General features: G+C 43.1%; 8 protein-coding genes. 6 read left to right on the top strand and 2 right to left on the bottom strand.

Translation table 11 applies throughout. The annotated features are described in order from the left end of the window. Positions 1-2: 2 nt before the first annotated feature. The gene (locus HUK62_RS14340; RefSeq protein WP_176538503.1) at positions 3-758 is read right to left on the bottom strand and encodes a biotin--[acetyl-CoA-carboxylase] ligase; all 756 of its coding nucleotides are present in this window, start codon (positions 756-758) and stop codon (positions 3-5) included. A gap of 28 nt (positions 759-786) precedes the next feature. On the opposite strand from HUK62_RS14340, the gene HUK62_RS14335 reads away from it, so the two are divergent. The 5 genes from HUK62_RS14335 to ligA all read left to right on the top strand — a co-directional run bounded on the left by HUK62_RS14335 (position 787) and on the right by ligA (position 9,042). Continuing rightward, on the top strand, positions 787-1,590 hold the full coding sequence (locus tag HUK62_RS14335; RefSeq protein ID WP_176538198.1) for a sulfite exporter TauE/SafE family protein: 804 nt from the start codon (positions 787-789) through the stop codon (positions 1,588-1,590). 159 nt (positions 1,591-1,749) lie between these two features. Further along, positions 1,750-2,445: a GntR family transcriptional regulator gene (locus HUK62_RS14330; protein WP_004983028.1), complete on the top strand. Its 696-nt coding sequence runs from the start codon at positions 1,750-1,752 to the stop codon at positions 2,443-2,445. Positions 2,446-2,455: 10 nt separating this feature from the next. Then, the gene (smc, locus tag HUK62_RS14325) at positions 2,456-5,908 is read left to right on the top strand and encodes a chromosome segregation protein SMC (protein WP_176538197.1); all 3,453 of its coding nucleotides are present in this window, start codon (positions 2,456-2,458) and stop codon (positions 5,906-5,908) included. A gap of 4 nt (positions 5,909-5,912) precedes the next feature. Then, positions 5,913-6,908 (top strand): cell division protein ZipA C-terminal FtsZ-binding domain-containing protein, encoded by a 996-nt coding sequence (locus HUK62_RS14320; protein WP_125280318.1) that lies wholly within the window; start codon positions 5,913-5,915, stop codon positions 6,906-6,908. A gap of 94 nt (positions 6,909-7,002) precedes the next feature. Then, entirely contained in the window at positions 7,003-9,042 is a 2,040-nt protein-coding gene (gene ligA, locus HUK62_RS14315; protein WP_151835765.1) for an NAD-dependent DNA ligase LigA, read from the top strand. A 276-nt stretch (positions 9,043-9,318) separates the two neighbouring features. Here ligA and HUK62_RS14310 read toward each other — a convergent pair whose 3' ends face one another. Further along, positions 9,319-10,386: an aldehyde reductase gene (locus HUK62_RS14310; protein ID WP_176538196.1), complete on the bottom strand. Its 1,068-nt coding sequence runs from the start codon at positions 10,384-10,386 to the stop codon at positions 9,319-9,321. A gap of 274 nt (positions 10,387-10,660) precedes the next feature. On the opposite strand from HUK62_RS14310, the gene HUK62_RS14305 reads away from it, so the two are divergent. Then, positions 10,661-12,802: a TonB-dependent receptor gene (locus tag HUK62_RS14305; protein ID WP_176538195.1), complete on the top strand. Its 2,142-nt coding sequence runs from the start codon at positions 10,661-10,663 to the stop codon at positions 12,800-12,802. Positions 12,803-12,807 lie beyond the last annotated feature (5 nt).

The following is a 12,807-nucleotide window of genomic DNA, read 5'->3' as shown; positions in this document are numbered from 1 at the left end:
ATTTAAACAGGGGTCACTGGGCGTAAACGGCCTTGATAAAAGTTTTCAACACCATTGGTGGTCTGAATTTGTACCGCACCATCATCTTGAATGCCTAAGAATAGGCCTTGAGACAGCCCCTTCATATGTTCAAATTCAACCTGTTGCTGCATAAATGCTGCGTAATGATTGAAACGAGAAGTCAGATTTGCACTATTATGGGTGAACCATAGGCCTGCCTGTTGAATCGCCAGATACAGTTCTGCCATTAAGCTAATTCGATCTGCTTGGGCTAAACCCAGCTGTTCAAGTGAGCTGGTGGCTTGATCAAGCTGAGTATCTTCGACTTGGTTGATATTGATACCTACCCCAATAATAGCTTGGTGGCTCGACAGTGGTTCAACTAAAATTCCGCCCCATTTACCTTGAGCACTGTAAAGGTCATTTGGCCATTTCACTTGCAGAGCAAGGCCCTGCAAACTCGGCATTTGCAAGATATTTAACGCAATTTCTAAAGCCAAGCGCCCATCTATAGGTGTTTTGGTCTGTAGCAATGTGCTTAAATAGATGTTTCCTTCAGGAGAAACCCATTGTCGTTGGCGCTGTCCACGACCTTGAGTTTGTCGTGTACTGCAGACCAAAACGCTCTGAATCCCTTTTTGCGCAATTTCACGCACATCATCATTGGTGGATGTGGTAACTGGCTTGAGCAATAAAACTTCAGGAAGTTGCTGTGCTTCAGCGAGAAGCTGTTGTAATTGGCGTGTCTCTAAATCCATATGAATCTGAGAAAAGTGAAAAATGATCATGGAGTTAATCATATATTCACTGATTGGCGCAATCGCTGGTTTTGCTGCGGGGCTATTTGGGGTCGGTGGTGGACTGATTATCATCCCGATTTTATATGTGGTGTTTACTCATCTAAACTATGACCCGAGTGTCATTATGCATATGGCGGTTGGTACATCACTGGCGACCATTATTGTCACGTCAATGAGTTCCGTGAGTGCACATCATAAACGCGGGGCAGTGTTATGGTCTGTGTTTTGCAATTTGGCCCCAGGTCTAGTCATGGGCGCTTTTTTAGGTGCGGGCATTGCAGACTATATGTCAGGACATGGCTTACAACTGCTGATCGGTTTTTTTGCGGTATGGGTGGCGTACAAAATGTTTAGTGGCGCACATGTTGAGGTCGATCCATCGCGTCAGTTGCCGTCTACAGGCAAACAGTTATTTGTCGGTGCTGGCATAGGTGTAGCTTCTGCGATCTTTGGCATTGGTGGGGGAAGTTTGACGGTGCCGTACTTAAACCGTCATGGTGTGGTTATGCAAAAAGCGGTAGCGACGTCAGCTGCTTGTGGCTTACCAATTGCAGTGGCTGGAGCTTTAGGTTTTATGTGGTTCGGGCATCGGGCTGAAGTGAATGTACCGAATACCATTGGTTATATTCATGTCTATGCCTTTTTCGGGATTGCGGTCATGAGTTTTATTACCGCGAAGTTTGGTGCGAAAGTGGCGCATCTTTTATCGCCTGCGATGTTGAAAAAGTGTTTTGCGGGTTTGTTGGTGGTTGTTGGTTTATATTTTATTTATCAAGGTTTTAGTTCTTAATTTCTTTGATAATATTGTGTGCGTTGCTGTTGATTGGCATTATAGACGGTAAAATTGTTAGACAATGACATAGTGTTTAGCGTTTAAGATCGGGTAAAACCTAAAAATAGGTCACTAAAGACCATGGATTGCATCTTATAAAAACAAGTTAGGAACAGTATGCAAGCACATGATACAGAGAGTTTGTCCGAACAAATTGCCAAGCACATCAGTGAACAAATCATTCGCGGTGAGTTGGTCGAAGGTGAGCGCATACAAGAATTACGTATTGCCGCTGAACTGGATGTGAGTCGCGGCTCGGTGCGTGAGGCCTTGTTACTGCTTGAACGTACACATCTGATTGAAATCTACCCCCGCCGTGGTGCCATCGTTTCTGAAATGTCGGCTCAACAAGTGCGCGCCTTGTTTGACACCAGTAGTCTGCTGTTGGGGCAAATTGTGCAACGCATAGCGGAGACATGGCGCAGCTATGAAGCGGAACGTTTACAGCTTTTATTGGATGAGTTGGGGAATCAGCTGAAACAGGGCAGTATCGAAAAATTTTATGATTTGATTTTTGAAGGATTGGCGCGCCAGCATGAAATGGTGGGCAATGCTTATTTGATGAAGTTTTACCAAGAACTGTTACCCTCGATACGGCGGAGCTATTTTTTAACCTTAAATACTTCGCGTAGAGAGTTACAAGAATCTTATGATTTATTTAAACTGGTGACTGATGCGGTTTTAATCAGAAAATCACAACAAGCTACTTTATTTATGGAAGATTTTTGTCGACACTTACGTAACTTGGTGTTGGAATCTCTGACCCGAATGAAACAAATTGAACTTGCGTGGGCGAGACGCTCACGACGTTAGTCAGGACATTATGCGTTTAAGCAGTTTAAAACTTTCCGGCTTCAAATCTTTTGCCGACAGTACCACATTACACTTTAAAGATAACCGAACGGCAGTGGTTGGGCCGAACGGTTGTGGTAAATCCAATGTGATCGATGCTATTCGCTGGGTCATGGGCGAATCCAGTGCGCGTCAGTTGCGTGGCGGTAGCATGCAGGATGTCATTTTTACAGGCACGGCAAAGCGCAAACCCGTCAGTGTCGCCAGTGTAGAACTGCGTTTTGACAACACTTATGGCAAGTTAGGCGGTAGCTATAATGCCTATACAGAACTGGCGGTCAAACGTCAGGTCAACCGCGATGGCAAGTCTGAATACTTTTTAAATGGTACTAAGTGCCGTCGTCGGGACATTACCGATATATTCTTAGGCACAGGTTTAGGGCCACGTTCTTATTCGATTATTGAACAGGGCATGATCAACCGTTTGGTCGATGCGAAACCTGAAGAAATGCGGGTTTTTATTGAGGAAGCCGCAGGAGTTTCGCGTTATCAAGCACGTCGCCGTGAAACTCTATTGCATTTGGATCACACTACGCAAAATTTATCGCGTTTAGAAGATATTGCCTCCGAGTTAAGATCACAGTTAAAAACTTTAAAACGTCAAGCTGAAACCGCAATTCAGTACAAAACACTGGAAAGCCAAATTCGCACCATTAAAGTCGAAGTTTTATCTTTTCAATGTGAACAAAGCAGCCGTTTACAGCAAGAATATACGTTGCACATGAATGATTTGGGCGATCAGTTCAAGTTGGTGCGTTCAGAGTTAACGACTTTAGAGCATGATTTGACGTCAACCAGTGAGCTATTTCAACGCCTGATTCAGCAGTCCACGCCACTACAGAGTGAGTGGCAACAGGCAGAGAAAAAGCTGGCTGAGTTGAAAATGACTTTGGAACAAAAGCAGAGCCTGTTCCAGCAAAACACCACTACTTTGGCACAGCTTGAACAGCAGAAGGCGCAAACCAAAGAACGGATGCAACTGATCGAGCTGCAACTGGAAAGTTTGCACGAACAAAATGAGCTTCATACCGAACAGTTACAACAGCAAGAAAGTCAAAACCAACAGCAAAGCCAAGGTTTAACGGATTTAAAAGCACAGCAGCAACAGTTGCTTCAACAGTTTGAACAAGTCAAAAGTTTGGTAGAAAAACAGCAGCAACAAAAAACGCAAATGTTGGCGCAAAGTGAACAGTTGGCCAAAAATATTTTACGCTTTGAACAGCAAAAGCAGATTTTAGAGCAGCAAGCGGCGCAAATTCAAAACCAAAGCCAGTTGGATGCGATCGATCAACTGTTACATGCCAAGCAAGATGCTGAGGCACAGCAGTTACAACGTGAGCAAAGTATCATTGAGGTGCAGTTGCAGCTGGATGATTTGCGTATCCAACATCAAACTGCTCAAACTGAGTTGAATCAGCACAAAGCAGATATACAGGTCTTAAGTGCCGAACAGAAGCATCTCAAGCAGCTTCTGGTCAAAGTCAGTGCCTTAAAAAATAGTGATCATCCACAGTTGATGCATGTGCTGCAGCTTAAAGATGCAGCTAAAACCCATGCCGCGCTGGTCGAAAAATTCTTAGCCAAATGGCTTTCAGCGCATTGTTTGGAAAACAGAGATGCATTCACTGATGCCGTTGCACGTCAGTTAACGCCTCAGCCGCATGTTGAGCTGATCGAAATTGCAGGTTGCGATAGCCTAGCCAGTTGGATTGAATCGCCACAATCCTCTTTGTGGCAGCAGGTGGGGGTGACCACCAACTTAAAACAAGCCTTGGCTCTGCAAAAGCAATTGAAAGATGGTCAGTCTCTTCTGAGTTTAGACGGTTATCATGTCGGCATGGACTGGGTGATTGGTTTGGATTATGACGAAGCGAGCCAAGCTGGACAGGGTGCGTTAAGTCATCGAATTCGTTTAGATGAAATTGAACAGAGTCTTGCTGAAAAAACGGGACTTCTGACTCAGCTTGAAACGAAAACTACCGAGCTTCGTACTCAAGTCCAAGCGGTGGATGAACAGTTAAAAGCCGATCAACAACTGTTGAAAAAAGAAGTTCAAGCGACGCAGCAGATTGATTTGAATATTGCCAAAGTGCAAAGTACCAACCAAGCTTTTGAAGTGCAAAAGCAACAATTGGCCAATCAACTGGTGCAGCTAGACAGTCAGCTTGAAGAAGATGCCATGCAAAAAGATGATCTAGAGATTGATCTGCATGCATTGAATATTAAGCTCGAGCAAAACTTGCCAAACTACAAAAGCATGCAGTTCCAAGTGGAGTCTTTGACTGAGCAACTGGATGATAGCCAGCAGCAGGCGCAGCAGGTTTGGCAAGCACTTGAAATGGTGCGTCGTCAGGCGGTGCAAACCACACAGCAGATTGAACTGTTAGAAAAAGACAGTACTTTCTTAAAAGCGGAGTATCAGCAAATTTTGTCGCAGATGGAGCAGGCCAAAAAGTTTATTGACCCTGTACAACTTGAGCTGCCTGCCTTAGAAAGCCAGTTCAGCGAACAAGCACAGATTACTGAAAAGCTGCAAAAAACATGGTCTGAATGGCAAGTTGAGCTGAATGCAGTGCAAGAGCGTCAGCAGAGTTTGACCGAACACCGTCATCATCAGCAACAACAAGATGAAAAGCTAAGAACCCAGTTAGAAGAGAAACGTTTGGCGTGGCAAGCGGCAAAGTCAGACTTACAACATTATTCTGAACAGCTGAAAGAAATGAATGTTGAACCTATTGTGGGTTTGAGTATTGAGATCAGCAGCCATCAACAGATTTTGGAAAAAGCGCAGCAGCAGTTTGAGAAATTGGGTGCAGTCAATTTGGCTGCTTCAGAAGAATATGAAGAAGTATCAAAACGTTTTGAAGAGTTGAGCCATCAAATTCAGGATTTGGAAAATACCGTTGAGCAGTTACGTGCTGCAATGAAAAGTATTGACCAAGAAACCCGTAAACTGTTCATGAGCACTTTTGATCGGGTCAATACCGAACTACAAGATCTGTTCCCGAAAGTTTTCAATGGTGGAGAAGCGAGTCTGACTTTGGAAGATGACTGGCAATCTGGAGTTAAACTCATGGCCCGTCCACCAGGCAAACGCAATAGCTCTTTGGCGCTACTTTCAGGGGGAGAAAAAGCCCTGACCGCATTGGCTTTGGTGTTTGCGATTTTCCGCCTCAATCCATCGCCATTTTGTGTTTTGGATGAAGTTGATGCGCCTTTGGATGATGCGAACGTGGGAAGATTTTGTAATCTTGTAAAAGAGCTTTCTGAACAGGTGCAATTCATTTACATTACCCATAATAAACTCGCAATGACGATGGCGACCGACTTGTTAGGTGTTACGATGCCTGAACCGGGAACATCAAAATTAGTGACTGTAAATTTAGAACAGGCAAAAGAATACGGTTTAGTCGCGGAGGCCTAATAAGATGGAATACACAACAATTATTGGTATCGTCATAGCAGTGATCATTATGCTGTTTGGGGTTCGAATGATTTTTCGAAAGCCGGCAGATGCAGCGCCTTCACTTGAGTCCGCATTGCATATCGATGCTGACAGTCAAAAACCGATTATCCCGCGTCACGTACGTGATCAACTGCAAACGGCATCAGTTGAAGAGGCTGAACGTAAAGAGCCGACTTTAAACGAAAACTCTGTAGAAGAGACACTGTCTGAAAAAGCCGAACCGAAAGCTTTGGATGCAGACAGTGTGCTCGAAAGCAGCAGTACTGAACCAAGTTTGGATGCGTCAGCTGAGGTAGAAAATAAAGCAGTAGACTCAGTCGCTCCTGAAAATGCTGTAGCAGATGCAACGGAATTAACGACTGAAAGCGCAAGCTCCTCGCTTGTTGATGACCAAGCAAAAGCGGATAAAGCTGAATTTAGTTTAAATGCCAATGTCGAAAAAGCCGAAATTTCAGAGTTTGACGATGAAAGCAGCATTTTAGATGCACATTTGTATGAGCAAAAAATTGTCGATGATGAAAGTGCCTTAGCCACAGCAGAGTCGTTTATTGCCCTGAATGTTTATCCTGAACGTCGTGCATTGTCTGGTGAGAAAACTTTAAAAGTTTTAATGAAGTATGGTTTACGTTTTGGCGAAATGTCTTGTTTCCATCGCTATAACGAAGATGGAACTAAGTTACTGTTCTCTGTGTTGCAAATTACCGATACAGGCATGGATGGTTTTGACTTGGAAAATCTGTCGACCGATCCAATTAAAGGCTTGGCATTTTTCTTGGCCTTACCACACCGTGATGTCCAAAATGCCTTTGACACCATGGACAGTATTTCACGTTTAATTGCTCGTGAAATCGATGGAACAGTTTATGACCAAAACAACCAAGAGTTCACGCCACAACTGCGAGAGCATTGGCGCCACTTGGCGATTGATTACCGTGCTGGACAAGCAATCGACGCTTAATCTGATTGAAAGCAACGGTAACGATTTCTATAATAGACAGTAGAAATACAATTTTTAGGGCGGAACAAAGACCGCCCTTTTTTATGGTGAAATTATGACTCAAACTTCGACTGTCGTTGCGCAAATGCGTCAACTGATCCAAATTTTGGCACAGCATAATCATGCTTATTATGTGATGGATCAGCCGACCATTTTAGACAGTGAATATGATCAGCTCTTTCATCAACTGAAAGCTTTAGAAGAACAATACCCTGAGTATATTCAGCCAGATAGCCCGATCAATAAAGTCGGTGCTAAACCTTTGGCGAAGTTTACGAGCGTGACCCATGTGGTACCGATGCTGTCTTTAGGCAATGTATTTAATCAAGAAGAACTCTTTGCTTTTGCACGCCGTGCAGAAGAACGTTTGCCGAATCAAACGATTCAATATGATGTCGAACTGAAGTTTGATGGTCTTGCGATTTCACTGTGGTATGAACAGGGGGTGCTGGTTCGTGGGGTGACGCGTGGTGATGGTGAGACAGGGGAAGACATTACCCAGAACGTCAAAACCATTCGTAACTTGCCGAAGGTGTTGACCACAAATCAGGGCGAAGTACCTACGCTACTGGAAGTTCGTGGCGAAGTTTTGATGCCTAAAGCAGGATTTGAAAAGCTCAATGCAGAAAATGAAGCCAAAGGTGAGAAGACTTTTGCTAACCCACGTAACGCCGCAGCTGGAAGTCTACGTCAGTTAGACCCGAATATTGCGGCTTCGCGTCCACTCGCATTTTATGCTTATGGTATTGCGCAGTGTGAACCCAATCATGGTCAAAGCACCATGTCGGAAAGTCTAGAGTGGTTGCAACAGTTTGGTTTTGCAGTTGGTGAGCGTCATTTTGTCTGCGATAGTATTCAAGAAGTTCAAGCGGTTTATGAGCAAATCAATGCGGAACGACCACAATTGAGTGTGGAAATTGACGGCATGGTGATTAAGGTCAACAGCCTCAAACAACAGCAACAGCTCGGTTTTTTAAGTCGTGAACCACGTTGGGCAACGGCTTATAAATTCCCTGCAGTGGCTGCGCTTACCACGGTTGAAAATATTGACTGGCAAGTGGGGCGTACAGGTACACTCACACCTGTGGCGCGGTTGAATCCTGTTGCTGTGGGCGGCGTGACTGTTTCAAATGTGACCTTGCATAATATTGGAGAAATCCACCGCCTAGATGTGCGAATTGGCGATACCGTCAGTGTTTACCGTAGTGGTGATGTGATTCCCAAAGTGGAAAAAGTGTGGCCTGAGTTCCGTCCTGTCGATGCCACTGAAGTTGAACTCCCGAGCCAATGTCCCGTGTGTGAATCACCTGTGGTGATGCCCGAAGGTGAAGCTTTAGCGCGTTGTTCTGGTGGTTTGTATTGTGCCGCACAACGTATCGAGGCAATTCGTCACTTCGTATCACGTAAAGCGCTTGATATTGAAGGGTTGGGGGATCGTTGGGTCGAATCATTGTTACATCTTGATCTGCTTAAAGATGTGGCTGATATTTATCATCTACATGAGCACCGAGAAAAGCTATTAACCATTGAAAAAATGGGTGAGAAGTCCGTTCAGAACTTGATTGATTCGATTGAAAATAGCAAGAAAACTACTTTGGCTGCATTTATTTATGCACTGGGGATTCGTGGGGTGGGTGAAACCACAGCGCGTATGTTGGCCAATACCTTCCAAACTTTAGATGCGCTACGTGTCGCAGACATTGAAGCTTTAAAGAAAACCCCAGATGTGGGGGATATCACGGCAGAGTGGATTGTCGATTTTTTCCAAGCACCACATAATCTTGAAGTTTTAGACCGATTATTGGCGGCAGGTATTCACTGGGATGCACCTGTGGCACCAAGTCGCCAGCCTCTAAATGGAGAAAGTTGGGTCGTGACGGGTACACTCAGTACGATGGGGCGTGATGAAGCAACACAGCTCCTACAAGCACTGGGCGCACGTGTGAGTGGTAGTGTGTCGAGTAAAACCAAGTGTGTTGTTGCAGGTGAAAAAGCAGGTTCAAAGCTGGATAAAGCGGAGAAGCTTGGGATTGCTGTGATTAATGAAGCTGAGTTTATTCAACTGATGAAAGATTATGGTCAGTTAGAGGCTTAGATTGTTGACTCAGGTTAAATCAGAAATATGATACTTGGGCACGTCATCTGCAACCTGCGTGGTGTAAGTAAGATAATATTTCTGCGACATATTTCTGATACATCAAAAAGTGGTCAGGTTTTGCAGATGACAATGGTTTTGCCTACTTTTGCCGAAACAAAAGTAGGGCTAGCTGCAGGCTAATGATGAAATGGGGTGAGAAATTGATAAGACTCCGCCAAGATCATTTCTTCAATAAGCTGGAGAAATATTTAAGTCAAAATTAGGTTGTTTATTTCAAGGAATATATTGCTTAATGACACCGTCATCGAGCAATTGTTGAAAGTGCTCAACCAAGCTCTCTTTGACATCTCGATACTCTAAGCCCAATTCTTTTTGGCTCTTGTTCGCATCAAAATAAATCGGATAACCCATATTCAATTCAACAAACTCGCGGCTAAAACCAATGAATGGACCAATTACTTTAAAGGCTGCTTTGGGAAGTTCATTTCGTGGAAATGGAAACTTCCAACCAAAATGTGCTTTAAGCAATTGACCGATTTCAAGCAAACTTAAAGTTCCACCACTCACGATGTAACGACCTGTTGCTTCTGGGTTGAATGCTGCTTGTAAGTGCGCTTCAGCAACATCTTGAACATCGACCACACCATTCCACATAGGTGGGACACCAGCTAAAGTCAAACCATTGGTAAACTGTTGTAAAACCTCAATTGAGCCTGACTGTGTATTTGGTGTCAATGAACGGCCAAAGACCAACGCAGGGTTAATGCATACTAACTGCCAACGATCTTGTGCCTCAGCAATTTCCCAAGCTTTACGCTCAGCCATCACTTTAGAATATGGATAAGGCTGATGGGTCTCAGAACTGCTGGTATTCCAGTGACTTTCATCAAAAGTATTATGATCGGTTTTTAAAATATCCACGGCATCGCCATAGGTTGACGCAATACTCGAAGTGACAATGACGCGTTTAACGGACTCGGTTTCATTCACGGTGTTTAAGACATTTTCTGTACCCAAAACAGCAGGTTCAATGATGTCTTTCACCGCATCTTTATAGTTGGTGACAACGAAAGGAGAGGCCATATGAAACACAATTTCACAGCCCTGCATTGCTTCTCTAAATGAATTTGGTTCGAGCAAATTGGCTTTAAAGAGTTTGAGTGTTCCAGCACTGCTGTCTGCAATTTTAGATAAATGCGCGAAGCTTTGAGTTTTGTTCAGGTCACGGACAGTGGCATGAACGGTATAGCCTTGGGTTAATAATTTTTGAATTACCCAACTGGCAATATAACCCGATGCACCTGTAACCAGTACCGGTGCTTGTGTTGCTAAGTTTGTCATAGATTACCCATTGTTGTTTTAAGTATTGGCTTAGTGTAAACGTGAATGCCATGAAAGTCTTTGCCTATGGGGTGAACAGGTGTCTGACTTATACGTCATTTTATAATATTGCACCACACTGTATTGAAAATGAGCAAGTAAAACGTATTTTTTCGAAGTAAGCTTAAATTTGTATTTTAGATCAGATAGATAAGTCAAATGATAAAATACAATAAATAATGATAATTATTTTACATATAATAATGATTCTCATTAAAAATAAGTGTTGTTTAAAATGAAATCCTTCTCTAAGAAAATTCTTGCAAGCTCTGTTGGGCTTTTGATGATGGGTGGAGGCTGTTTACAGCTTGCTTTTGCAGAGGAGGTTTCAGTTTTACCTGCCTTAAAATCAGAAGCGCAATCACAACAAGGCTATGCCGATGGTAAATTGGCGAAGGCGGCTAACTTGGGTGCTTTAGGGAATAAGTCAGCGATTGATACACCATTTACGGTTTCTACTTATACAGAGCAACTGATTCGTGATCAACAAGCATCTACAGTGGGGGAAGTTTTAGAAAATGATGCCAGTATTCGTGCGACGACCAATCAAGGTCATTTAAACGAAAACTTCCAAATTCGTGGTTTTAGTGTCGGCTATGATGATATGGCTTATAACGGGTTATACGCTGTAGCTCCTATGGGACGTATACCAACAGATTTACTAGAATCGGTGACAGTATTGAAAGGGCCGAATGCTTTGGTTGCAGGTATGGCACCAGCAGGAAGCGTTGGCGGAGTAGTGATTGCTAATTCTAAACGTGCCGACCAAGATCTAACACGTATTTCGACGTCATTAGAAGATGAGAGTTATTATAAAACCAATGTGGATGTTTCTCGTCGTTTTGGTGACCAAAAACAATTCGGAGTTCGTGTAAACGGCACATATGGAGACGGTGAGCATCTTATTGAAGGTATGGATGACCGTTTAGCGCTTGGTTCGATTGCAGCGGACTATACGACCGATAAATTAAAACTAAACTTTGATGCTTATGCCATTCGTGAAAACCGTGATAATGGTTCACCTGCAATGGTCTCTATGCAAAAAACAGGCGTAGTTGCTGCACCAAAGGGTGATAATAATTACTTTGATCAAATTCATGGGGAAACCTATAGCCGTTATGCGGGCTTAAATGGTGAATATAAATTCACTCCTGATACTAAGGTTTTTGCAGGTGTGGGTTATGTTGAAAAAGGTTATTCGGGGCATATTTTTGGTACGCGTATGATCTTGCAGAACAGTGCAGGTGATGCAACTTCGCAGTATTATCGAGTCGCATCTAAAGAAAATAACCTAAGTGGTAATACGGGTATTGAAACTAAATTCAATACAGGCGCCATTAAACATACCCTTGGGTTACGTGCAGATTATGTGCATCGTGAATACGATCAACACTCTCGTGCGACAAGTTCATCATTTACAACGAATCTTTATAATCCTAACTCGAACGGGACAATGCCAACGACCTATCCAACAGTTGTACCTTATGAAGATGATAAATTCATGAGTTATACCTTGACGGATCAAATTTCAATGTTGGATGACAAATTGCAGTTGATTTTGGGTGCTCGTTATCAAGATATGCAGTTAGAAAGTCTCACTACAGATGTGAAATACGATGAAAATAAGCTTTCACCAAGTTTAGGCATCGTAATCAAACCGTTTGGAGAAAATTTATCTTTTTATGCAAGTTATGTTGAAGGTTTATCAAAAGCAGACTCAGTAACTTCTACCGCGGATGTGAATGAAGGAAAACTGTTTAAGCCTTACGAAACGAAGCAATATGAAGTGGGGACGAAGTATCAAGCTGGTTCTTGGTTAAATAGCTTGGCGCTTTATCAAATTGAAAAACCGACTCTGATCACAACAGCTTTGGCGACAGCGGTTAATGGTAATACACAGATCACTGAAGATGGTGGGGAAAGTCGATCACGTGGTATTGAATGGTCCTTCTCAGGGAGTTTGACAGACGACTTAAGTCTACTGGGAAGCATGGCTTATATTGATGCTGAATATACAAAAGGTTCTACAAGCACCACTGATATTTCAGGCAATACGATTTATGGTGTACCAGACTTTACTGCCTCATTAGGTTTGGATTATGCCGTACCTGTGGTAGATGGTTTAAATGTTAATGCTCGGGCTAACTATGTTAGTGAACAATATTTAGATAGTTTGAATACCTATAAACTTCCTGACTATACTATTCTTGATGTTGGTGCGCGCTATAAAACAAAACTGGGTGGTGTAAACACGACTTTCTTAGCCAATGTAGATAACGTGACTAATAAAAAATACTGGGAAGGTGTGTTCAACTCTTACTATGCAACGGTTGGTGGTGCACGTACCTATAAACTTGGCGTCACTTTCGATTTCTAATTTTT

Source organism: Acinetobacter sp. NEB 394 (assembly GCF_013374795.1).
GTDB classification, from domain to species: Bacteria; Pseudomonadota; Gammaproteobacteria; order Pseudomonadales; family Moraxellaceae; genus Acinetobacter; species Acinetobacter johnsonii.
This window is presented reverse-complemented; position numbering and strand designations above follow the sequence as displayed.